The organism is Alteromonas genovensis (assembly GCF_010500895.1).
Taxonomy (GTDB): domain Bacteria; phylum Pseudomonadota; class Gammaproteobacteria; order Enterobacterales; family Alteromonadaceae; genus Alteromonas; species Alteromonas genovensis.
Map to the genome: position 1 here is coordinate 87,236 of NZ_JAAAWO010000003.1, position 22,242 is coordinate 109,477.

The window sequence follows — 22,242 nt, forward strand, 5'->3', positions numbered from 1 at the left end:
CGGCTAATGAGTCATTGCTTCATTTGCTGGCGAATAAATGCAGGAATATTAAAATACTTCGACTCAAGGTTTGAGCTTATACGGGAGCCGTTTATTTTCATCGGTACCATCTCTCCTATCAACTCGCGGTATTCTTCTAATTCCCTGCTTTGTTCTATCATATCCATTTCTTCTAACAGGCTGTATTGCTCTAACTTACTGTATTCGTCTGACACAGTACTGTTTTCTAATTCGCCTTCCTTTTCTTTTTCATTATGTTGCTCTTTTTCACTATGTTGCTGGGGAACAGGAATGCCCGTTGCGATAACTAGCACTTCACCGAATTGGGGTAGTTCTGGGGATACCGTTACGCCGGTTATTATTAGCGCACGGGCACTCTCAATTAAATTTTGCAGTGTTGCTAGCATTTCCTCATACATCACTAAGCTAGGCTCTTCCTTGCACGTAAGCTGCACAATAACGCCCTGCGCTCCAACAATGCTTTGATCATCAACCAAGGGGTTATTAAGAGCATGGGTTAACGCATCGCACAGCAAGCCTCCATCTTCGGCAATACCAACGCCTAATGCCGTATTCCCTTCTAACGACAGAATGTGGCTAAAGTCATTAATATCCACATTGATGTAACCGGTTTTGGTCAACATGGTAATAATAGCTTCGACAATGCGGTGCATCTGCGTATCGCAATGACGAAATGCCGACAGTAACCCAACCGTTTCATTAAGCGCCGACACCAGCGAATCATTCGACAATACTAAGGTGGCATTTGCGACTGCTTTTATCGCTTGAAGAGCATCTAGGGCAATTTGGTGGCGCTGACTTCCTTCCGACTTGAACGGCAATGTCACAAAGCACATCGCGTTTATGCCCTTTTTCTTAGCCATGTCTAAAAGTACAGGCGTAGCCCCGCTGCCAGTGCCACCGCCTAGTCCTGCAATAACAATGATAATAGTGTCGTGTTCTATAAGCGTACTTAGCGCCTCTTCACTTTGACGAGCAGCACTATGTGCCACCAAAGGGTCAGCCCCCGCTCCATACCCTTTGGTGGTGGACTCTCCTATAAGAAGAACTTCATGATTATCACATTGGTGCAACGCAGATATATCGGTATTAATAGAGGTAAGTCGAATATTGGTATGCTGACATAAACCGGCCATAGTAGTGATGGCATTGCCGCCACACCCGCCTACGCCTATTACGTGAATATTAATATCTTTAGATTCTGTCTCTTTGAGTATTACGTTATGCATGCTGTGCCCCTCAATGTCATCATTCGCGGTAAGTGGGGTTAAAAAGGATGTTAAGCATGCATTGCCCTTACGACAAAAGTTGACGCACTTCGACACAGACACGTTATTATGCTCACTCTTTTTTTTGATAGTAAGCGCTAATCCCTTTACTCTAAGGTTAATAAAATACAAAAATCGTGACATAAACACGGACACCGACGGATAAAAAATGCAGCCTCATGATCAATTGCCCTTACATGATTTTATAGAATATTCAGAACCCACCATGAAGTCGCGAAGCGCTGACTTTCTACAAACAATGCAACGCCGACACAGTATTCGTCACTTTAGCGACCGCTCGGTAGATAAAAGCATTATAGAAAATTGCTTGTTAACAGCGGGCACTGCACCAAGCGGCGCTAATCATCAGCCTTGGCACTTTGCTGCCATTAACTCTCCATCAATGAAACAAAAAATACGTGAGCACGCCGAAGCCCATGAACGTGGCTTTTATAAAGGGCGCGCTGGGCAACAATGGCTCAACGACTTGAAACCCTTAGGGACAGACGCCGCTAAACCGTATTTGGAAATAGCGCCCTGGCTTATTGCTGTATTTAGTCAAAAGTTTGGTGAAACCGAAGATGGAGAAAAACAGCAAAATTACTACGTGCATGAGTCGGTAGGCATTGCCGTGGGCATGCTGATTACCGCCCTACACAACGCCGGGTTAGCAACGCTTACCCATACGCCTAAGCCTATGAACTTTTTAACCGACGTGTGTGGTAGGCCCGATAACGAAAGAGCGTACATGCTGATAATTGCAGGATACCCGGCGATTAATGCGACTATACCGGCTCACGCCACACAGAAAAAATCCCTGAATGATATTGCGAGCTTTTTATAATCACTGGAGGCTGGGTTTGCAGGTTGGTGTGTTAACTGGGGCAGTAAATTTGGTTCTGACCCCATTTATTTCTGTGCTACTCTGCGCGCCGACATTCAATTCACGCAATATATACGGTTAAAAGGACACGTCTTCACATGGTTCCATGGGTTAAATTGGGTACAGCTAAAATTCCAAACAATGGTGGCGAGTTAACCTTTTCTCAGCGAGATCAGGAGTTTAGCATTAGACTTTCTGGCATTCGTGGCGAATTAATGAATAGCCGAGTATTTAACTCAGAAAAAGAGTTGTCTCAAATGGGGTGTGCGCATCTCAAAACGACACCAAACGCACATGTTTTAGTGGGCGGTTTAGGCATGGGATACACACTAAGAGCCGCACTCAATGAAGTGACGCCAAGCTCTAAGGTTACCGTTGCCGAACTCATCCCTGAAGTTGTAGAGTGGAATAAAGGCCCCCTCGGCAACTGCGCTAAAAACCCACTTCAAGACCCTAGAACTCATGTTGTGCTTGGTGATGTTAAACACCTTTTAAATACCGGGAAGCCAACTTTTGATGCGATATTGCTCGATGTGGATAATGGACCAGAAGGCCTAACACACTCTGACAATAACTGGATTTATTCAATAGCCGGTTTAGAAGAAATTTATAATGTGCTCAAACCTGGTGGCATGCTTGCCATATGGTCTGCTGGGCCTGATTATTTATTTTCCGTTCGCTTAAAAAATGCAGGCTACAAAGTGTCTACACGTATTGCCAGAGCTCGCAAAGGAAAAGGAAGTAAGCACACTATTTTCCTAGCTAAAAAACCCATGGACTAAAGCATTAATGCGTTTAGGCTAAACGCTGTTCATTGCCATCTACCTCTTTTATTCACGCCTTACATTTACCTCTCGTATTGGTTTTCAATAACCTGACGGTTAGCAGAAACTCAGTAATGAGCCTTTAAAAAAGTATGTGTTAAAGTGAAGAGTTTCGGTAATTTTTTCATTATTACGCCCGAATCATACGAGCAGACGGTGATGTTAGAAGTGAATCTTTAGTTTCATTTTAGCGTAAAAACTCTTCCTAATCAGGGCTGTAGCGCTTTTACGAATCATTAAATTAAACTGGCTTGTTTCGTGCTGCTAATCTTTGTACCTAGCAATAAATGCTAATAACGTTGAATGTGAAGATAAGGAGAACATCATGAAGAAACGTCTACAATTTACCCTTGCAGGGTCAATATCATTACTACTAAGTGCAGGTTGTATCGCGGGCCATCACCAAGATGATGGCAAAGTGGTTATGATGAAAAATCTAGAAACTGGCAAGAGTATTGGCAGCGTGATGGTGAGTAGTTATGACGATGACGGCGTTGTGTTTACGCCCAGCCTTTCAGGATTAACGCCTGGTGTTCACGGTTTTCACGTGCATCAGAATGGCGATTGCTCACCTTCAATGAAAGATGGCAAAAAGGTATTGGGCGGTGCAGCTGGTGGACACTTTGACCCCGAAGACACAGGCAAACACAGAACCCCTTGGTCTGAAAAGGGTCACGAAGGCGACCTTCCTGTTATTTATGTTGACGAAAACGGACATGCCGACCAACCTATTTTCGCGCCAGAACTAGAACTTGAAGACATTAAAGGTAGAGCGTTAATGATTCACGCAGGCGGAGATAACTATTCGGACACCCCCAAAAAGCTCGGCGGCGGAGGCGAACGTGTGGCCTGCGGTGTCATCGGTCAATAAGAGTACCAAATATAAATACAGGCAGAAAGCAAATCCGCAGTACCAACCATTTTGGCACTGCTTACCTACAAGAAAAGCGGCAATGTGCCGCTTTTCTTGTATGCTATTCTAGTCAATGGTTATTATTGAACTTCTAACAATTAACCCTTTAACCATTTAACCGCATTAATTCGCCAGCTTGTACTCTAGCGTAATCTTAGTATTTAAAAGCTGTGACACTGGGCAATTTTCCTTTGCTCCCTGAGCAATTTCCTCAAATTTATCCTCAGTAATACCTTTTACGCTAGCATCTAAAGTAAGCGCTGATTGCGTAATTTCAAATCCATCACCACTTTTCTCTAAACTAATTTTGGCTGTGGTATTTAATTCACCGTCATCAAAACCAGCATCTGACAGTGCAAAAGAAAGGGCCATGGTGAAACAGCTTGCATGGGCTGCGCCAATGAGCTCTTCTGGGTTAGTCCCTTTTCCATCTTCAAAACGGGTATTAAAACCGTAGGGGTGGTTAGACAAAGCTCCCGTTTCTGTAGAAACACTGCCTTTACCGTCTTTTCCTAACGATTGATAAATTGCGCTACCTGATTTTACTATTGTCATTTCATCTATCCTTATCTGGTGATCGCACTTTTGCCAAACCAAGCTCCAATAACTGTCGTGCTTCAAACCCAGTTATTTTCAATCGAACTACTTGGCTTGATTGCTAGACAAAGACGCTGCAAGTATTCTGCCAACGGCTTGGCTTTGCTCCAGCCCCTACCATGCATGGGCTTAGCAAACTATGTTCGCCAAATAGCGCTAACGCTTTTACGTAAAATGTAAGCGAAATACAGAGATGGCTGAAAATTTTACCTATGCTTATCCAGCTCTAGCTTTAGACACATGAAATGACTTCTGGCCATTGCTGAAATCATCGAGTCGCTTTGCCTTTCTTTTTAAAAAGTTCTGAACATTCAAGTACAAAGGCAAACTACGACACAACATTCGCATCAATCTAGAATTGTGGTTTTTAAAGAAGCTTTAAAGAAACTCGAGAAGAAAAATAGATGGTGCGTCTACCCTGATTCGAACAGGGGACCTCTACCATGTCAAGGTAGCGCTCTAACCAACTGAGCTATAGACGCATTGTGTATCTGGGCGTTGATAAATAACAAATGGGCATTTGTTTGCTCAACGGCGCGTATAATACTGAGGCAGAATGAAAGCTGCAAGAAAAACTTAACAAATCGCGCTTAAGTGTTTATTTTACCAGCAACTTCATCTAACGTTGATTGAAAGGAAGGGGTTTAATGCTGTCTACCAATCTTCCGTCGTTCACCGCTTCCATAAAGTACTCCCCCAACCTATCGGTTTCGCTTAGTACCGTTTGCCAGTATTTTATGCGCGTGGGCGCATCGAGTACTTCAAAATCTTTTCTATCAGGTATCTTGCCGTAAGGCAGTTTTGCGACAAACGATGGCGAGGGCACTAGCATCACTACATTGTCGTAGCTCGAACGGTGAGGTACTCTGCGCTTTAAGCCTTTATCGAACCATCCAGGAATAGGTTTGTTGTAGAAGTGTGGGTATAACACTAAACCTTCATCGGGGCCAAAAGACACGTCAAAATGATAGTCGATAATACCGCCGTCTCTGTACATACCCACAGGCGCGCCCTCAATCTCTTTCACCCCTTCAATGACAATGGGGATAGACCCTGAAGCTAAAAGTGCGCTATGAATATTACCTTCAGTAAGAGAATGGAAATGAGATGGCATACCGTATGGGTCGGAAATGGTTAAATGACTGTTGGGCGAAGAGAACACGTACCGTTCGTAAAGCTTTGCTAAGTTCTTGCGACTGACCGTATTGGCCGCTGCGCTCATGGCAAGGCCCGAGAGCTGTTGCAATTTACTTTCAAACCGTGTGGCACCCAAGCATTTAGCCACAATTAAGTGCGCTTTGAATCGCTCATTGGCCAGCACTTCTTGCTTGCCCTTGTCGCTGACCATTTCCTTTAAAAGATCTTCTGCTTTCGCCGTAATCTCTCTAGCCGTTGGCTTATTGCTGCTGTAAGTAGTGGTAGAGTATGACTGTGCCAGCCTATTTATGGCGGCAAGCGGATCGTTTTGTACTGCACAAATTGCGCGAAACGCACCTGCTGAAGAACCTATAACATGAATTTGGTGCTGAACGTTGGCAAACCATTCAGGGAATAAAACTCTGTCTAAACCAGCTAGCGAAAACCATTTTGGGCCGCCTGAAGCGCCTAAAAAGTAACTAAACAATTCAGGACTGAAACCATTTTTTAAAATTGTTTCGTGTGCTTTTTTACCTGCATATACTTCTAATGGTGCCACTGGTTTTCCTGTTTTGATTTTTACAGCTACCGCACTGTATTTTGTGCTGCGCTTTTTGCCATATTTCGTGCTGCGCTTTTTGTCGTGTTTAGTGAGTGCTGTGCTGTATTTTTTGCTTTATTGTATTTTGGACACAAATTACCAGTTAACCTGTTAAAAGTAACCGTTTTACCTCACAGAATATCACTTGTCTTACCACGCTATTTGGGCACCAAGCCTTTACTTTTGTTGGCTTAAGCTATTTATCACTTTTAAAAATATGTGGTACTCATCATCAGTGATATTTTCTAATCTGTCTGTTTGCCACTTCGTAACTAATGGCGTAAGCGCGTTGTAAGTGCGCACTCCTTCTGCAGACAACGATATGTTGATAGCTCGCTTATCATTTTCATTCGTTTCGCGAACAATCAGCTGCTTACTCGCTAATTGCTGAAGCGCTCTACTGGTTTTTACTTTGTCTAACCGAGTGGCCACTGCAATATACTTTGATGTTAGCGACGTCGCATTACCAAGCGTAGCGAGCACGCGCCATTCTGGCATTGTTAACCCATAGGACTTGTAGACCGTAGCGAGTGAATCACTTAAATCACTAGATAACATAGCGACCTTATAAGCGAGCATGTCGTTAAGCTGCATTAATAATTCCTTCGTCAAATCGCCTTAAAAAAGTCTATGGCGTGATTGTTTTGTAAACTAATCAGCACAATTTGCGGTTAAGTCCAGGCGCTAATCTGCATTCACATTTGATTTACATTGTTGTACGTTCTAGCCTAAACAAATTAGTTTCATTTGTAACTACTTTCGTAAACAGTTTCTTTAGAAAGCGTTAAGCGCAATAAATTAACAGCAAAGCCTTTTTTGAAAGCGCTTTTGATAAGAGAGAAAGGGCAAGGATTGATATTGATGCAAGAATTAATACAAAATCTGGAATACATGAGTGGGTTTAATAACGAGCACGAAACCGAAGCGCTCGTTGATGCACTGCCAAAAGGTCAATTTAGCCCGCAAAAGGTAAATTATAAACTTTATACAGAGCAATTTAGCAGTACGGCGTTTACAGCGCCGCGCCACTCTAATAGACGTAGTTGGACCTACAGAATTCGCCCCTCTATTGCGATGGGCGACTTCCTGCCCTACTCACAGTCATTAATTAAAACCGCGCCCGAAACAGACATTCCCTGTCCGCCAAATGTGTTGAGGTGGGATCCACTTCCGCTACCAGAAACACAGACCGATTTTATCGACGGGCTTATAACCTTAGGCACTAATGGCGATGCAAAGGTGCAAACCGGCATGGGTATCCACTGCTATTGTGCCAACGCATCTATGGGTAATCGCGTCTTCTACTCTTCAGACGGCGAAATGTTGTTTGTTCCTCAACAGGGAACTCTGTATGTAAAGACTGAGTTTGGTAGGCTAACGGCGGCTCCAGGAGAGATAATGGTTATCCCCCGCGGCGTGCGTTTTTCGGTGGATGTAGCCGAAAACGACCCGGTTCGTGGCTACATTTGCGAAAACTACGGGCACCCGTTTGTATTGCCTGAGCGTGGACCGGTGGGCGCAAATGGATATTCAAATCAAAGAGACTTCTTATATCCAACCGCATGGTTTGAAGATAAAGACGCACCACATACTGTGATCAATAAGTTTTGCGGTAACTTATTTGCTGCCGAGCTCGACCATTCTCCCTTTGATGTGGTTGCTTGGGTTGGCAACTCTGCCCCCTATAAGTACGACCTTGCTAATTTCAATGTGATGAACACGGTAAGTTTCGATCATCCAGACCCGTCTATTTTTACCGTGCTTACCTCACCCTCTGAATTAGAGGGCACGGCAAATGTAGATTTCGTTATCTTTCCACCGCGCTGGATGGTGGCAGAGCACACGTTCAGACCCCCTTATTACCACAGAAATGTGATGAGTGAATTTATGGGGTTAATTGAAGGAACCTACGACGCCAAAGAACATGGTTTTGTGCCTGGAGGTATGAGCCTTCACAACTGTATGACGCCACATGGTCCTGAGGCAGAAGTCTTCGAAAAAGCCTCTAATGCCGAGTTGTCACCCCAACAATATAAAGACACCTTGGCATTTATGTTCGAGTCTCGATTCCCCATGGCGCCTTCAGCTTATGCGATGCAAACTCCTCTACGTCAAAAAGACTACATAGGGTGTTGGAAAGGGCTAAAGAAATACTTTGACGGCACACGCTAGATGTTAGTGGGTAAGAGTGTGGTGTGACTTTTCTGTGCTGTTCATTTTCTAATAGTCCAACGCTGTATCAGAAAATGAACACCACCCGCCTGTACCTAAAGTTTAATTTATAATTAAAAATCAATATCTTGATAGGTTACAGCTAGTTGCCACACCTCTTTTCCAACTCAGTGAAAACTTATCGTTACAACCTTGCTTTCCAATAAGAATCGGTGTCTGTCGCCCCTCTATTGCTTGTCTTTTAACGTCGCGCTTACAATCGAGTCACAATTACAGTAACACTTTGCTAAAGGAAAACACCCATGGCAGATTTATTTGAAAACCCAGTTGGTTTAGACGGGTTCGAATTTTTAGAATTTACTGCACCAGAGAAAGGTATTCTGGAGCCGATGTTTGAAGCAATGGGCTTTACCCTTGTCGCTCGTCACAAGTCAAAAGACGTAGAGTTATGGCGCCAGGGTGACATTAACCTTTTAAGCAACTACGAAAAAGATTGCCACGCTGCTTACTACGCTGAAGAGCATGGCCCGTCTGCATGCGGAATGGCCTTTAGAGTAAAAGACTCACAAGTAGCATACAACGAGGTGCTAGAGCGCGGTGCGCAGCCCATGGATACTTACACAGGTCCAATGGAGCTTAAGTTACCAGCCATTAAAGGTATTGGCGGCGCGATGCTGTATTTAATAGACCGCTATGAAGGCGAGAACACAATCTACGACATTGACTTCAATTGGATTGAAGGCGTCGATCGCCACCCAGTAGGTTGCGGTTTTCATACGCTAGATCACCTTACCCATAATGTGTATCGCGGTCGCATGGACTTTTGGGCAAACTTCTACGAGAAGTTATTTAACTTCCGTGAAATCCGTTATTTTGACATCAAAGGCGAATACACAGGATTGTTATCTAAAGCCATGACGGCTCCAGACGGAAAAATTCGTATTCCGTTAAATGAAGAAGCTGTTGGCGGCGGTGGTCAAATTGAAGAATTCTTGATGAAGTACAACGGCGAAGGCATTCAGCACATCGCTTTTGCATGTGATGATCTTGAAGTGTGCCTTGATAGGCTAAAAGCGCGAGGCATGAAATTTATGACGCCTCCGCCAAACACTTACTATGAAATGTTAGAAGAGCGATTACCCGGCCATGGTGAGAACGTAGAAGAACTGCAAAAACGCGGGATCTTACTCGACGGCACCACAAAAGACGGTGAACCTCGCCTGCTGCTACAAATATTTTCTGAGACCGTATTTGGACCAGTGTTCTTTGAGTTTATTCAACGAAAAGAAGACGATGGCTTTGGCGAAGGTAACTTTAAAGCGCTCTTTGAGTCTATTGAACGTGACCAAGTCAGCCGTGGTGCGCTGAGTAAATAAGCGCGGTTAAACAGCAAGAAAGAAGTGTAAAAGAACAACAATAAATAAGTGGGCGAGCGACACATAATCAAATAAAGGCTCAATGCTCACAATAAAAAGCATGTGTTAAACACATGCTTTAGCTGACCTTTAAAACGGCGACTGAAGAAATTTCATTCGCCGTTTTTTTCATAAAGTGCACAAGCTGCACCTGAAGGGTCTAGAATTGTGCAAAACCGATCCTCTCCGTGATGCTTTATCTCTCCTACTTGCTTGCCACCTTTTGTTTGAACGTTAGCTAACGACTGTGTTAAATCATCCACCGTGAAGTAGTTTATCCAGCCTCCTGGTAAGTCGCTATTCACCCCTTTCTTGTGGCAAATTCCGCCAATGGGCGTGCCGTCAGAACTCATCATAACGTAGTCATTGTACCCGCCCATATCAATAGGCTCTTTTTTCCACCCCATTACTGATTCGTAAAAACTCACTAAATTCTCTGCGTGCTCTGTTGTAATATCACACCAACTAGACATAGATGTTCCTTATACATTATCGCCACTGTTTTTTAGGACACTGCTTTCTAGAAACAGAACCCTAGCGACGAGGTCTAAATACTTATCAATAAGTGTAGCTTAGTTATGCCGTTTTTTTTGTGCGTGTTTTCAACAACGATCATTAATGAGGTATCTGATGAAAACCACACAAAATCATAATGAAGAGGGACAATGTCAAGCTAAGAAATTGCAAAATATATAAACATTTTTGATTTTGCTTGTAGACATAGCCTGTGGAAAATGCTTGTAAAACCTATAATGTTATCCACTGCACATTGTTTGTACAGTTTATTTTGTTATTTATAATCAACAAGTTAAGACAAGACCCCAAACTACTCAACAAACTTATCCACAGATTAAGTGGATAACACGTGACACTTAATCACAGTTAGTGGTTTAATGTGGATATGTTGGAAGCATTCACGTTTTTTGATTATTCATGCCTAAACAAACACTTTTAGTACACGACTCCTTATTCACTATTCACAGCTTAGATCCCGACACGAGCATTCCGTCTTCCGTGCTAAATAGTCCATTGTTCTTTCTTGGAAAGACCGAAGATGAACTGTCTATTGTTGTTCCTGAATCGGTGGAAGTTGACTCCGTCGATAGCGATGAAAATTGGCGTGCACTAGAATTACTCGGCCCACTTCACCTTTCAATGGTAGGTATTATGGCTGAGTTGGGACACGTGTTGGCGGCTGTAAAAGTTGCTATTTTTGTTGTTTCTACCTTCGACACCGACTTCTTTTTAGTAAAAGACAACAAACTCAATGATGCGGTAAAAGCATTAAAGAAAGCAGGCTATACCGTAAACGGAATTCAATAACCGTGAAGAAAGGTCAGCTACTTTCTTCTCCCCCCGACACGTTTAGAAAGTCCTTCGACATTGCTTCTCCAGTGAGCGGGCAAGTACAACCACTCAACGCTATTGATGGTACGCTTTATACGCAGGGTTACTTTGGGCCCGGCGCCGTAATCAATGCGCCATCATCGAGTATAAAAGCGCCTTTTAATGGTATTTGCACACACGTTACGCCCCTAGATTACGCCATAGAAATTAAATCAAGCGTAGGGTTGAAGTGCTTGATAAAGTTCGGAGAAAGCACTCAGCATCTTCACGGTGCTCAATTTAATTGTCACGTAAAGCGCGGTTCAACATTTAAAGCAGGTGCGGTATTATTTACCGTAAATACGGGCTGGCTTAAGCAGCAGGGCGTAAACAATGTTTGCATTATGACGTTGCTCAACGCGAATGCGTTGCTAGGTGTTATGCCCACCACAAGAAAATATGTAGAAGCTGTTGAAGACCCATTACTCACCTTATTTGTGTGATGAATTATTTTACTTTGCTCTTATCAATGAGCTTAGTGACGGTCTTAGTCCATCCATTATATTCAGAAGTACGGAATTAATATTATGAGCACAGTTATGTATGGTATTCCTAACTGCGACACCATTAAAAAAGCGAAAAAATGGTTAGCTGAAAAGGACATCGACTTTACTTTTCACGATTACCGAAAAGACGGTGTTGATGCAGAGTTCTTGGCTCTTGCTGAGTCTCACCTTGGTTGGGAAGCGATGGTCAACAAACGCGGCACAACTTACAGACAGCTAGATGAGTCAGAAAAAGCGACTATCGACAAAGATAAAGCGCTGGCGCTTCTAGAACTTCATCCCGCAATGATTAAGCGCCCTATTTTAGTCACGAACAATACGTTTCACATTGGTTTTAAACCTGCTCAGTACGAGGAAATATTTTGCTAAACGACTCCGTTATTGATATTGCTAAAAACCTGATTAATCGGCGCTCGGTTACACCAGATGACGCAGGCTGTCAGGACGCAATGAAAGCATTTTTGGGCGAACTTGGTTTTGATAATGAAACTATGGTGTTCGACGATACCACTAATTTGTGGTCTAGACGCAACACTGAGGGGCCGCTATTTTGCTTCGCAGGACATACCGATGTAGTGCCGAGCGGGCCTGAAAGCGCGTGGAAAACATCGCCCTTTGTTGCCACTGAAATAGATGGCTATCTTCACGGGCGCGGCGCGGCAGACATGAAAGGAAGCCTTGCGGCTATGCTCGTCGCCACTCGGGAGTTTGTTAACAAGTACCCTGATCACAAGGGAAGTATTGCGTTTTTAATTACCAGTGATGAAGAAGGCCCCTTTATCAACGGTACAACCCGCGTCATTGATACCCTTGAAGCCCGCAATGAAAAAATTGACTGGTGTTTAGTCGGCGAGCCATCCTCAACGGATCATGTGGGTGATATCGTGAAAAACGGACGCCGTGGTTCTCTCACTGGCGATCTTATCGTAAAAGGTATTCAAGGCCACGTTGCCTACCCTCACCTTGCGAAAAACCCGGTGCACCTTGCAGCGGCGGCGCTTGATGAACTGGCTAAGTCCCATTGGGATAACGGCAATGCATTTTTCCCACCCACTAGCTTTCAAATCTCAAATATTCACGGCGGTACAGGCGCCGGTAATGTGATACCCGGTGAGCTTCACGTTTGCTTTAACTTCCGTTTTTCTACAGAAGTGACAAACGACATACTCATTGAGCGTACCAGAGCCATATTGGACAAACACGAGTTAGACTATGACATTAAGTGGACCTTTAACGGACAGCCGTTTCTTACCGACTCAGGTGCCCTGCTTGAAGCCACTGAAGGCGCTATTGAATCAGTAAAAGGTAGCCCCACGGTGTTATCAACCGCAGGCGGCACATCAGACGGTCGATTTATTGCGCCAACAGGCGCGCAAGTGATTGAGCTAGGCCCCGTTAACGCTACTATCCATAAGATAGATGAGTGCGTAAAAATGTCTGACCTTGAGCAACTCGCCGATATGTATTTCGGCATTCTCGAACGCCTGCTTGCCAACTAATGACTCGCAGCATCACAGACCAACAGTGGCTAGGCCAGCAAAATCACGACTTGGTTGATGCTGGTCATGGCCATTTGCTTCACCCTGCCGTGAAGTTGGCTTTTACCGCTATGCAACAAAAAGCCCATAGCGACGGTATCGACCTACAAATAGTCAGCAGCTTTCGCAGCTTTGAGCGCCAGCTTGCTATATTTAATAAAAAGTGGCGTGGTGAGGCAATACTGCGAAATGCAAACGGCGAAGTACTCGATAACACGGCGTTATCTAGTATCGATAAGCTGCACGCTATTTTGACATGGTCAGCATTACCTGGCGCCAGTCGCCATCATTGGGGTACCGATTTAGATGTATACGATAGAGAGTCGGTTCATCAATGGAACGGCTCCTTTGAGTTAGTAGAGCAAGAGTACCTGCCGAAAGGACCTTGTTATGCACTTGCCTGCTGGCTTGAAGATAATATGGCTGAGTTTGGCTTTTTTCGACCTTTTAGCGAAAACAAAGGAGGGGTCGCGCGAGAGCCTTGGCATTTAAGTCACAAAGCTGTTGCGACTGACTTTGAGCAGTCAAGAAGCATTGAAGCTTTCGCTAGCACCCTAAAACAAAGCGACATGCTAGGTAAAGATACGGTATTAGCTAATTTGCCTTATTTATATAATCGTTATGTGCTTAATAACGGTTCATAACGATGTTAAGCATCTCATTCTGATACAAGCACTTTTCAATTCCACATTCACTACATAACTGAGAACTAGCATGGACACAATTTGGGTAATCGTTATCGTTGTATTGGTATTAGGGGTGGTGGTTGGCAATATTACGTTATTAAAGTACAGCGCTAAATTTAAATTCCCCACACCGCCTAAGCCTGTTGATGATGACAAAACTCGTAAAGGGCCGGCCGATAAATCAGAGGGTAAGAAAACGTCTAATGGATTTGATGATGAAGACGACGACTGGTAGCAAAAACGCTGCTTTTCAAGCAGCGTTTTTTTCAAATTAACGCGTTAATTTTCAGTTTAAAGCGGGGTTGTTTTTACCGCAGTGCCGCTGATGCTCACCATCAGCATACTGCCTTTATCGCCAATGACCTGATAATCTAAATCTATACCCACTACCGCATTTGCGCCCATTGCACGAGCTTCATGCTCAAGTTCACTAAACGCGAGCTTTCGCGCAGTAGTGAGCTCTTCTTCGTATGAACCAGAGCGCCCACCCACAATATCTCTGATAGAAGCAAATAGATCTTTAAAAACATTGGCTCCCATGACAGCTTCGCCAACAACGATGCCGTAGTAGCCTTCAATTTTGTGACCTTCAAGTGTCGGCGTGGTAGAGATGATCATAATAACTCCATTTAAGTGTGTTGTTTTTATAGATGGCGCTTTTTGCTAATTGTTATTCGCTTAGCGCCTGTTTTAATGTTGCTAGTATCGCACTCGCTTCGCCGTCGTCGTAGGCCACGGGCGCTTGATTACCCCAAACGGGTTTGGGCCAAGCCACGTCATTTTCAAAGCGCGCAACATGATGAACATGAAGCTGCCTAACCACATTGCCTAAAGCCCCTACATTCAGTTTGTATGGCGAAAATACCTGCTGTAACACTGTCGACACCTTGGCTGATTCTGCAAGCAACGTCTGTTGCTCTTGCTCCGACAAATCAATAATTTCAGCGATGTTATTGCGCATGGGCACTAAAATAAGCCACGGAAACTGCTTGTCATTCATTAACAGTACACGACAAAGCGTTAAGTCGCAGACAAAAAATGTATCATTGTGTAAACGGCTGTCTAACTCAAACATCTTGCTTTTCCTATGCATCAAGGCTTTCCAAGGTGGTTGGTACAACAGTCAGCAGCGCTCGCTGTCCAATAGCCACCTTTGCATTTGGAAATACTATGGCTTCACCATCTTCTTGTGCGATATATCGCGTATTTGGCTCGGACGCTAACACCGTGCCTTTTGCATAATCGGTAAAATTTGGCGTGTCATCGTCGAAGTGCAGACTAAACTGCTCTTCCTGTCGGTTAATAACTTGGTTAACTCGGTAGATATCAAGCTCTTCAATCTCAACCGTTGGTGCATAATCCTCTTCAGTAATAAGGCTTATTAACGCGGCTTTAGCGTCAGCAAAGCGAGCCATATCGTTGTGCCCAAACGGCTGAACCTTTCCAAGTTCCACGGTGAAAGCGTGAGCATTATGGTAATACGAAGAGTAATAGCTAAACGTCGTCGTAGCACTTTCAGATAGCAGTATGGTTTTTACCCCACAGGCGGCTAAAAAAGCAAGCTGGCCTTTACTGTGCTTACGTTCATGTAAAAACGGATATACCGCAAACTTTTCGTTTTTCGAAGCTCGAATCGCTGTATGCAGGTCGTAATGGAATCGCTCGCCACTGTTCTCATTAAAGAAATTGGCAACGGCATCTTCTAGCGCTTTTGCTCGCTTGCGCTCACTGTTTACTAATCCTTCGCCTTTTGAGTGTGCACCACTAAATAAGCGGTTCATGTTTTCTTCAACAAAGCGCTCTGCAATATCCATAGCAGGTAAGTTGCCGAACAAGAACAATACATTGTGTGAGAGCGTGAGTTTGCCCGTTAAAATATGCTGTACCAGCTCATCGCAAATTTCGATAGGCGCGGTTTCATTGCCGTGAACACCGCAAGATAAAACGACGTTTTTCTTATTAGGCGTGTCCGTTTGAGGATAAAAGCTAATGATCCCTGGCGCTGTAATAACAACGCGTACAACACCGCTACTATTTTGCAGTTCAAACGTGATTGGTGTTGAAAATAACGAAGGTGAGCGTCTGGATAACGCGAGAAAATTTCCACTATCAATGAGTTGTTGCATAGTTCAACCGTACTTACCAAGAATGGATATAGTGTAACTATCCGTTAGTTTAAAAGCACGTTTTCGAGGATAAAACCCGGCATTTGGTTAATTAAGAGCGTAAAGCACGCCAAGCGCTATCAATTGGCAATTCGCTTATGTAATAACCACAAACAAGCGCATGGTGTGCTGTGTTTTGCTTTAGCTTACGTGCTGGATTTTACTGTATTCGGTTTTACTGTATTTGATTTTACCTATTTATTTTTACGATCAAGCTTCCCACTTCCACATCTTCAATAACCACCTGAGTGCCAGCGGGTAGCATCTCGCTACACTTTACCTTCCACGTTACCCCAGAGTAATGCACCGTTGATGGATGAGTTGGCCCGGTATCTTGGGTGAGCTCAATGACATTACCCACCAGATCGCTTTTTACAGATTGTGGGGCCTTATCTCGCTGAAGGTACTTCATTGGCTTCCATAGCAGAACCATTAACAGCGTATCTAACACAGACACCGCGATAAATAGGTTCAATAGGCTCGACTCAAAGACATCTAAAAATACCAACCCTGAGGTTATCAACAAAGATACGCCCAAAGTGAATAGTAAAATAATTGAAAAGCCAAGGAGTAGCTCAGCAATCATTAAGACCAAACCTAACGCAAGCAGGTAACTTTCAATATTCTCGATATTTTCTAAGCTCGCCATCATATTAATCGACCTTTTGCCCTATTTTATTTGCTATGGCCATGGCCTGGGCAACCACATTTCCAATTTCAGTTGAACCGTCTGGCAACAATATGAGTGAACCTTCTTTGGCAATTTGCTCTTTGGCTTTAATAGCGCTCTTAGCTAGGTCTAACTGTACGGCTTTTTGTCCATCTTCAGTCGCCGCCGCTTTACCTACAGTTTCGATGGCCTCGGCATCAGCTTTTGCCACTTGAATAATCGCTTCTGCCTCACCTTGGGCTTTTAAAATTTGTTCTTCTTTTTCAGCCTGAGCGGCCAATACTATTGACTGTTTCTCACCTTCAGCGCGGTTGATTGCAGCTTGTCTGTCACCTTCAGATTCTAATATTTGCGCACGCTTCAAACGCTCAGCCTTCATCTGCTGCTCCATGGCATCTAGCACAGAGTTTGGCGGGTTGATGTCTTTAAGCTCATAGCGCAATACCTGAACGCCCCAAGGAGCCGCTGCATCGTTTAGCGCCGATACAATATTGGTGTTTAACAAATCACGCTCTTCGAAGGTTTTATCTAGCTCCATTTTACCTAGTTCAGAACGCATGGTGGTTTGCGCTAACTGCTTTACCGCAAAGGTATAATTTTCTACGCCATAAGTGGCTTTGTAAGGGTCTACAACACGAAAATACAATACGCCATCAACACTTAAGGTAATGTTGTCTTTTGTAATTGCAGATTGCTCTGGCACATCTTCAGCCTGCTCTTTTAGAGAGCGATCAGCTGCCACAGTATCGATAAACGGGAGTATAAAATTGAGACCGGCTTCTAAGGTTGTATTGTATTTTCCGAAGCGTGAAATAATGTATGCTCTGTTTTGAGGCACAAATTTAATAGACGTCTTCAGTAATACAACAACCAGAATTAGTAAAAACGCCTGATACGAAAACAAGTAATTTAACGCAATATCCATATTTTTATCCCTTTAGTCATTCAGATGCACAACACAATTATAAAACGACGCGGCTCTTCTACCAGTACGCTTCTGTTCTTATCGATAGTCATTGTTATACCACAGAATTTGCGTGTGTTTTTGAATTGCGGAAAAAGAGGTAATCAAAAAATGGTTACAAAAGGTGTATAGCAAACTGATTTGCCAGCACTTATCTAAGCACTTATCTAAATGCTACGCCTGTTTGCGGGTGGGAGAACTGCCGATAATAATTTCTTGTTGCGCCAAAGATACAAAGTCTTCAAAAGGCACGGCTTTAGAGAACAAGTACCCCTGCCCTTCACTAATGCCGATTTCTCTTAAGATATGCAGCTGCTCAACAGTTTCAACACCTTCTGCCACTACGCTACAGCCTTTTGCCACACCAATAATCTTAACCGCTTCGATAATGGCTCTGTTTATATCGCCACTTTCTAACTCCATCACAAACGCCTTATCTATTTTAAGCGCATCGAGCTGCAGGTCGCGTATGTAAGCAAGGTTGGAATAGCCTTTACCAAAATCATCCACCGATATTGAGATACCAAGGCATCGTAGCTCGTCTAACTGCTTTTTCACCATCAGTGAATTTGACAGAGCAATATCTTCTGTCAGCTCTAATTCAAGACGCGTCATGGGAATTGAGTACGACTGACTAAGCATATGCAGCGTAGGAATAAGCTGATTATCATAAAGCTGGGTGGGTGATATGTTTACCGATAGTGATAGTGAAAGACGCTGAGCATCGAACTCGGCAAGGGTTCTAAACGCTTGCTCTAGTGTCCAGTAGCCTAACTCGTTCATCATGTTGTAAGACTCAGCCGCTTCAATAAGCGGACCGGGGAACAGTATGCCATCAAGAGGGTGGTTCCATCTCAGCAAACATTCGGCGCCAACAACACTCAAATTATCTAAATTCACTTTGGGTTGGTAGTAAAGCTCTAACTCATTTTGCGCCAGCGCCCGCTTAAGGTCGGCCTTTAACGCTAAACTTCTGCCTGTATCCGTTTTATCTTTTAGAGCAAGGGAGAAGTAATTTTCATATTTATTTTCTTTGGCTTGCTTTAACGCAGCCTCAGCGCGGGAAACGAAGGCGGTAATATCAAAACTAGGCTTGTCAGTAACGTTATTTACCCAGTGAGTTTCGTTGCTACACACTACGCCTACATTGAAGTCTGCCATAAAGGCATTGTCTTCATGGTACATGGGCACTTTGAAGTGCTCTACCAAATGATCAAATGAACTGCGAAGCGTTGCCTCATTACTTACACTGGGAAATACAACACCAAACACATCGCCACTGATGCGGCCAAGCGCCACCTCTTTACCAAACAGTGTTTGTATTCTATTGGCAATCTCTAGGAGGAACTCATCGCCTACGTTTATTCCTAAACTTGTAGTGACATCAGAGAATCTCACTACATCAACCAACATGAGGGAAAGCTCTGAACACTGGGACGCAACTTTAGATACACCATCGATAAATGCAAATCGGTTGGGAATGGTGGCCAGTGAAGTGTGGGGTCGACTCATGTATTTCCTTGCGCTCTTTAGCTACGAGGTACTAAAACAACTACTAGGTCTATAGAAACACTCAGAACCCAATGTAGCAATAACGCAGGCGTATAAAAAAGCATACCCAGTTATATAAATGCATAGCATTCACGCACTGCTCGCGCTTTTATTACCGTTAAACCGACCAGCTAAGTGTTTAAACGATGCCCGCTTTGCTTAACTATAGTGGAATTACCTAGGGCGTGTTGATCTTTGTTGTACGAGTTTTGGGCTAAATGGAAGCATTTTATCCTGTGTTCAATGGTTTCGATTTAGCCTGCTAGACCTTCAACCATTCGCCTTGTCTAAATAGCTCACAGACCGCTGCAAAAATGTACAGCAAAGATCAACACGCGCTTAAAAAATAATTTCCAATAAAAAGCCCGAAAACGATACCATTTTCGGGCTTTTTTGCGAGTTAGATTGCGATTAGCTTTCGATCTTACACGGTGAAAGTTTCCATACGCGCTCAACATAGTCTTTTATTGAGCGATCTGAGGTAAATTTACCCATTTTCGCCGTATTGATGATAGCCATTTCAGCCCAGCGCTCTTTGTCTCTGTATGCGGCATCGACTTTAATTTGCGCATCAGAGTATGCTCTGAAGTCTGCTAGCACCATGTACGGGTCGCCATGATCAAGCAAGCTTTGCTTAATGGAAACAAGCGCTCCGGGTTTGCCTGGCGTGAAGTAATCTGTTTCCAACCAGTCAAGCACCGCTTTAATCTCTGCATCTTTATAGTAGTAATCGTATGGGTTGTAACCCGCGGCTTTACGCTCGTTCACTTCTTCTACTGTAAGACCAAAGATAAAGATGTTGTCATCGCCCACTTCTTCAGCAATTTCAACGTTCGCGCCATCGAGCGTACCAATGGTAACCGCGCCGTTAAGCGCCAGCTTCATGTTACCTGTACCAGACGCTTCTTTACCAGCAGTACTTATTTGCTCAGAGACATCTGCTGCAGGGATCATTTTCTCAGCTAGCGACACTCGATAGTTTGGTAAAAACGCAATTTTAAGCTTTTCGTTTACACGAGGATCATTATTGATTTTATCTGCAACCTTATTGATGGCAAAGATAATATCTTTCGCAAGCTTATAACCCGGTGCCGCTTTAGCACCAAAAATAAACACGCGCGGGTGCATATCGTAATCTGGGTTTTCAAGCATTCTGCGATACAGCGCCATAATATAAATAAGGGCAAGATGCTGACGCTTATATTCGTGTAGACGTTTAATTTGCACATCGAAAATGGCGTTAACATCAACTTCAATATCCAAAGATTTACGAATTTCTTCTGCTAATAACTCTTTATTTTCCAATTTCACTTTCATGAATTGCTTTTGGAAAGTCTTGTTTTTAGCAAACTTTGCTAAGCCCTGTAACTTATCGAGATCTTTTGGCCAATCTTCACCAATTTTCTTATCAATAAGCTTAGATAGCCCAGGATTACACGCTTTTAGCCAACGGCGTGGAGTAATTCCGTTGGTTACGTTTGTCAGCTTGCCAGGGTAAAGCTCATCAAATTCTGGGAACAATGTTGTTTTAACAAGACGAGAATGCATTTCAGCCACACCGTTAACAGCGAATGAACCGATAACTGATAGGTTACCCATTCTTACCATTTTCTCGCTGCCTTCTTCGATAATAGAAAGCTTTTCTTTCATCGCATTGTCGCCAGGCCACTGCTTATCAACTTCAGCCATAAAGCGGTGGTTGATTTCATATATGATTTCTAAGTGACGCGGAAGGATTTTTTCAATCATTCGTGCAGGCCACTTTTCTAGCGCTTCAGGTAATAATGTGTGATTTGTGTAGGCAAATACTTTCGTGCAGATAGCCCATGCGTCATCCCAATTAAGCTCTGCGCGGTCTACAAGAATACGCATCAATTCAGGAATTGAAATAGCCGGGTGGGTGTCGTTTAGTTGAATGACCACTTGGTCTGCAAAACGGCTCCAATCATCGCCATGAGCACGCTTATATCGACGGATAATGTCTTTTAACGAGCACGACGAGAAGAAGTACTGCTGAATAAGGCGAAGTTCTTTACCTGCTTCAGTCTCATCGTTTGGATACAGTACTTTAGATATGGTTTCAGCCTGTACGTTTTCACGTTGAGCATCCACATAGCCACCGGCGTTAAATACATCCCAGTTAAAATAACCTGATGCTTCAGACTGCCACAAACGCAGTACGTTTACGGTTTTACCTTCGTAACCAACGACTGGAATATCCCACGGCACACCTTTAACAATTGAGCCTGGGTGCCACTCTTTCACAACGCGTCCGTTTTCGCCGTATTTGGTTTCTACGTAACCGTAAAGTGATATTTCCTGCGTAGATTCTGGGCGACAAATTTCCCAAGGGTTGCCGTAATCGCGCCAGCTGTCTGGACGTTCAATTTGCGCACCGCTTTTTATTTCCTGACGGAAAAGGCCGTGCTCGTAATGAATACCATAGCCAATTGCAGGCATTTCCATAGTGGCTAAAGAGTCGATGAAACATGCGGCAAGACGGCCTAAACCACCATTACCTAGCGCCATGTCGGGCTCTTCCTCAAGCACATCTGAAATTTCTACACCAAGCTCTTTGAGCGCTTCACTAGCCACTTCAAATAAACCAAAATTTTGAAGGTTATTTGATAATAGGCGACCCATAAGGAATTCCGCCGAGAAATAGTGCACTGCACGCGTATCGTTTAGATAGTGGGTCTTTTGCGTCTTGCGCAGCCCTTCTAGTACTTGTTGCTGCATAGCTGCACACGTGGCTTTCCACCAAGCATGGCTATTTGCTTTGTTTTCGTCGGTACCCAACGAACAATGAAGATGATTGATAACAGCAGCCTTGAATTCGGCCTTGTCGATCTTTGGAGAGGTTGGCGTTTTTGCCGCTTTTGCGTTCATGTAGCGTCTCGCTCTTAGGTTAAACGGTGCGGATGCACCCTCTAAAACGTAATTTA

Annotated in this window: 23 protein-coding genes and 1 tRNA gene; 11 read left to right on the forward strand and 13 right to left on the reverse strand. The window is 43.7% G+C overall.

Features of this window, described 5'->3' with window-relative positions; all coding sequences use genetic code 11:
* Window positions 1-11: 11 nt before the first annotated feature.
* Window positions 12-1,250 (reverse strand): cell division protein FtsZ, encoded by a 1,239-nt coding sequence (locus GTQ48_RS05430; RefSeq protein ID WP_163105530.1) that lies wholly within the window; start codon window positions 1,248-1,250, stop codon window positions 12-14.
* 208 nt (window positions 1,251-1,458) lie between these two features.
* On the opposite strand from GTQ48_RS05430, the gene GTQ48_RS05435 reads away from it, so the two are divergent.
* The 3 genes from GTQ48_RS05435 to sodC all read left to right on the forward strand — a co-directional run bounded on the left by GTQ48_RS05435 (window position 1,459) and on the right by sodC (window position 3,867).
* The gene (locus GTQ48_RS05435; RefSeq protein WP_163105531.1) at window positions 1,459-2,133 is read left to right on the forward strand and encodes a nitroreductase family protein; all 675 of its coding nucleotides are present in this window, start codon (window positions 1,459-1,461) and stop codon (window positions 2,131-2,133) included.
* Window positions 2,134-2,270: 137 nt separating this feature from the next.
* The gene (locus GTQ48_RS05440; RefSeq protein WP_163105532.1) at window positions 2,271-2,954 is read left to right on the forward strand and encodes a spermidine synthase; all 684 of its coding nucleotides are present in this window, start codon (window positions 2,271-2,273) and stop codon (window positions 2,952-2,954) included.
* A 367-nt stretch (window positions 2,955-3,321) separates the two neighbouring features.
* Window positions 3,322-3,867: a superoxide dismutase family protein gene (sodC, locus tag GTQ48_RS05445; RefSeq protein ID WP_163105533.1), complete on the forward strand. Its 546-nt coding sequence runs from the start codon at window positions 3,322-3,324 to the stop codon at window positions 3,865-3,867.
* A gap of 165 nt (window positions 3,868-4,032) precedes the next feature.
* On the opposite strand, the gene GTQ48_RS05450 is transcribed toward sodC, so the two are convergent.
* The 4 genes from GTQ48_RS05450 to GTQ48_RS05465 form a co-directional block, all read right to left on the reverse strand.
* Window positions 4,033-4,464: an OsmC family protein gene (locus tag GTQ48_RS05450; protein ID WP_163105534.1), complete on the reverse strand. Its 432-nt coding sequence runs from the start codon at window positions 4,462-4,464 to the stop codon at window positions 4,033-4,035.
* A 447-nt stretch (window positions 4,465-4,911) separates the two neighbouring features.
* A tRNA-Val gene (locus tag GTQ48_RS05455) sits at window positions 4,912-4,988 on the reverse strand.
* Window positions 4,989-5,125: 137 nt separating this feature from the next.
* Window positions 5,126-6,202 (reverse strand): patatin-like phospholipase domain-containing protein, encoded by a 1,077-nt coding sequence (locus tag GTQ48_RS05460; RefSeq protein ID WP_163105535.1) that lies wholly within the window; start codon window positions 6,200-6,202, stop codon window positions 5,126-5,128.
* A 219-nt stretch (window positions 6,203-6,421) separates the two neighbouring features.
* Window positions 6,422-6,838 carry a MarR family winged helix-turn-helix transcriptional regulator gene (locus GTQ48_RS05465; RefSeq protein ID WP_163105536.1) on the reverse strand — a complete coding sequence of 139 codons (417 nt, stop codon included), beginning with the start codon at window positions 6,836-6,838 and terminating at the stop codon, window positions 6,422-6,424.
* Window positions 6,839-7,105: 267 nt separating this feature from the next.
* On the opposite strand from GTQ48_RS05465, the gene hmgA reads away from it, so the two are divergent.
* Together hmgA and hppD are read left to right on the forward strand one after the other, a co-directional pair.
* Window positions 7,106-8,416 carry a homogentisate 1,2-dioxygenase gene (gene hmgA / locus GTQ48_RS05470; RefSeq protein ID WP_163105537.1) on the forward strand — a complete coding sequence of 437 codons (1,311 nt, stop codon included), beginning with the start codon at window positions 7,106-7,108 and terminating at the stop codon, window positions 8,414-8,416.
* A gap of 302 nt (window positions 8,417-8,718) precedes the next feature.
* Window positions 8,719-9,792: a 4-hydroxyphenylpyruvate dioxygenase gene (gene hppD / locus GTQ48_RS05475; RefSeq protein ID WP_163105538.1), complete on the forward strand. Its 1,074-nt coding sequence runs from the start codon at window positions 8,719-8,721 to the stop codon at window positions 9,790-9,792.
* A gap of 152 nt (window positions 9,793-9,944) precedes the next feature.
* Here hppD and GTQ48_RS05480 read toward each other — a convergent pair whose 3' ends face one another.
* Complete coding sequence (locus GTQ48_RS05480; RefSeq protein WP_163105539.1) at window positions 9,945-10,304, reverse strand: VOC family protein; 360 nt, start codon at window positions 10,302-10,304, stop codon at window positions 9,945-9,947.
* Window positions 10,305-10,764: 460 nt separating this feature from the next.
* On the opposite strand from GTQ48_RS05480, the gene GTQ48_RS05485 reads away from it, so the two are divergent.
* The 6 genes from GTQ48_RS05485 (at window position 10,765) to GTQ48_RS05510 (ending at window position 14,182) form a co-directional block, all read left to right on the forward strand.
* Entirely contained in the window at window positions 10,765-11,154 is a 390-nt protein-coding gene (locus GTQ48_RS05485; protein WP_163105540.1) for an ACT domain-containing protein, read from the forward strand.
* 2 nt (window positions 11,155-11,156) lie between these two features.
* Window positions 11,157-11,660, forward strand: coding sequence for a PTS sugar transporter subunit IIA (locus GTQ48_RS05490; protein WP_338023288.1), 504 nt, complete (start codon window positions 11,157-11,159; stop codon window positions 11,658-11,660).
* 84 nt (window positions 11,661-11,744) lie between these two features.
* A complete protein-coding gene (locus GTQ48_RS05495; protein WP_163105541.1) occupies window positions 11,745-12,092 on the forward strand; it encodes an ArsC family reductase in 348 nt (115 codons plus the stop codon).
* A complete protein-coding gene (dapE, locus tag GTQ48_RS05500) occupies window positions 12,086-13,222 on the forward strand; it encodes a succinyl-diaminopimelate desuccinylase (protein WP_163105542.1) in 1,137 nt (378 codons plus the stop codon). Before GTQ48_RS05495 ends, dapE begins: the two co-directional genes overlap by 7 nt.
* Complete coding sequence (locus tag GTQ48_RS05505) at window positions 13,222-13,905, forward strand: M15 family metallopeptidase (RefSeq protein WP_163105543.1); 684 nt, start codon at window positions 13,222-13,224, stop codon at window positions 13,903-13,905. The genes dapE and GTQ48_RS05505 overlap by 1 nt, the downstream gene beginning before the upstream one ends.
* A 70-nt stretch (window positions 13,906-13,975) precedes the next feature.
* Window positions 13,976-14,182, forward strand: a complete 207-nt coding sequence (locus GTQ48_RS05510; RefSeq protein WP_163105544.1) for a DUF2897 family protein — start codon at window positions 13,976-13,978, stop codon at window positions 14,180-14,182.
* Between the two features lie 56 nt (window positions 14,183-14,238).
* Here the strand turns inward: GTQ48_RS05510 and GTQ48_RS05515 are convergent, their stop codons facing one another.
* From GTQ48_RS05515 to GTQ48_RS05545, 7 genes are all read right to left on the reverse strand, one after another.
* A complete protein-coding gene (locus tag GTQ48_RS05515; protein ID WP_032095025.1) occupies window positions 14,239-14,565 on the reverse strand; it encodes a heavy metal-binding domain-containing protein in 327 nt (108 codons plus the stop codon).
* A 52-nt stretch (window positions 14,566-14,617) separates the two neighbouring features.
* Window positions 14,618-15,022 (reverse strand): HIT domain-containing protein, encoded by a 405-nt coding sequence (locus tag GTQ48_RS05520; protein WP_163105545.1) that lies wholly within the window; start codon window positions 15,020-15,022, stop codon window positions 14,618-14,620.
* A gap of 10 nt (window positions 15,023-15,032) precedes the next feature.
* A complete protein-coding gene (gene astE, locus GTQ48_RS05525; RefSeq protein WP_163105546.1) occupies window positions 15,033-16,073 on the reverse strand; it encodes a succinylglutamate desuccinylase in 1,041 nt (346 codons plus the stop codon).
* Window positions 16,074-16,302: 229 nt separating this feature from the next.
* Entirely contained in the window at window positions 16,303-16,764 is a 462-nt protein-coding gene (locus GTQ48_RS05530; RefSeq protein WP_163105547.1) for an NfeD family protein, read from the reverse strand.
* 1 nt (window position 16,765) lies between these two features.
* Window positions 16,766-17,707 carry an SPFH domain-containing protein gene (locus GTQ48_RS05535; protein WP_163105548.1) on the reverse strand — a complete coding sequence of 314 codons (942 nt, stop codon included), beginning with the start codon at window positions 17,705-17,707 and terminating at the stop codon, window positions 16,766-16,768.
* Between the two features lie 213 nt (window positions 17,708-17,920).
* Window positions 17,921-19,258: a putative bifunctional diguanylate cyclase/phosphodiesterase gene (locus GTQ48_RS05540; protein WP_163105549.1), complete on the reverse strand. Its 1,338-nt coding sequence runs from the start codon at window positions 19,256-19,258 to the stop codon at window positions 17,921-17,923.
* Between the two features lie 450 nt (window positions 19,259-19,708).
* The gene (locus GTQ48_RS05545) at window positions 19,709-22,186 is read right to left on the reverse strand and encodes a glycogen/starch/alpha-glucan phosphorylase (RefSeq protein WP_163105550.1); all 2,478 of its coding nucleotides are present in this window, start codon (window positions 22,184-22,186) and stop codon (window positions 19,709-19,711) included.
* Window positions 22,187-22,242: the final 56 nt, after the last annotated feature.

Coding starts and splice junctions, on each gene's coding strand:
- GTQ48_RS05430 (WP_163105530.1), bottom strand. CDS start 1,250: ATGCATAACGTAATACTCAAAGAGACAGAATCTAAAGATATTAATATT.
- GTQ48_RS05435 (WP_163105531.1), top strand. CDS start 1,459: ATGCAGCCTCATGATCAATTGCCCTTACATGATTTTATAGAATATTCA.
- GTQ48_RS05440 (WP_163105532.1), top strand. CDS start 2,271: ATGGTTCCATGGGTTAAATTGGGTACAGCTAAAATTCCAAACAATGGT.
- sodC (WP_163105533.1), top strand. CDS start 3,322: ATGAAGAAACGTCTACAATTTACCCTTGCAGGGTCAATATCATTACTA.
- GTQ48_RS05450 (WP_163105534.1), bottom strand. CDS start 4,464: ATGACAATAGTAAAATCAGGTAGCGCAATTTATCAATCGTTAGGAAAA.
- GTQ48_RS05465 (WP_163105536.1), bottom strand. CDS start 6,838: ATGCAGCTTAACGACATGCTCGCTTATAAGGTCGCTATGTTATCTAGT.
- hmgA (WP_163105537.1), top strand. CDS start 7,106: ATGCAAGAATTAATACAAAATCTGGAATACATGAGTGGGTTTAATAAC.
- hppD (WP_163105538.1), top strand. CDS start 8,719: ATGGCAGATTTATTTGAAAACCCAGTTGGTTTAGACGGGTTCGAATTT.
- GTQ48_RS05480 (WP_163105539.1), bottom strand. CDS start 10,304: ATGTCTAGTTGGTGTGATATTACAACAGAGCACGCAGAGAATTTAGTG.
- GTQ48_RS05485 (WP_163105540.1), top strand. CDS start 10,765: ATGCCTAAACAAACACTTTTAGTACACGACTCCTTATTCACTATTCAC.
- GTQ48_RS05495 (WP_163105541.1), top strand. CDS start 11,745: ATGAGCACAGTTATGTATGGTATTCCTAACTGCGACACCATTAAAAAA.
- GTQ48_RS05505 (WP_163105543.1), top strand. CDS start 13,222: ATGACTCGCAGCATCACAGACCAACAGTGGCTAGGCCAGCAAAATCAC.
- GTQ48_RS05510 (WP_163105544.1), top strand. CDS start 13,976: ATGGACACAATTTGGGTAATCGTTATCGTTGTATTGGTATTAGGGGTG.
- GTQ48_RS05515 (WP_032095025.1), bottom strand. CDS start 14,565: ATGATCATCTCTACCACGCCGACACTTGAAGGTCACAAAATTGAAGGC.
- GTQ48_RS05520 (WP_163105545.1), bottom strand. CDS start 15,022: ATGTTTGAGTTAGACAGCCGTTTACACAATGATACATTTTTTGTCTGC.
- astE (WP_163105546.1), bottom strand. CDS start 16,073: ATGCAACAACTCATTGATAGTGGAAATTTTCTCGCGTTATCCAGACGC.
- GTQ48_RS05530 (WP_163105547.1), bottom strand. CDS start 16,764: ATGATGGCGAGCTTAGAAAATATCGAGAATATTGAAAGTTACCTGCTT.
- GTQ48_RS05535 (WP_163105548.1), bottom strand. CDS start 17,707: ATGGATATTGCGTTAAATTACTTGTTTTCGTATCAGGCGTTTTTACTA.
- GTQ48_RS05540 (WP_163105549.1), bottom strand. CDS start 19,258: ATGAGTCGACCCCACACTTCACTGGCCACCATTCCCAACCGATTTGCA.
- GTQ48_RS05545 (WP_163105550.1), bottom strand. CDS start 22,186: ATGAACGCAAAAGCGGCAAAAACGCCAACCTCTCCAAAGATCGACAAG.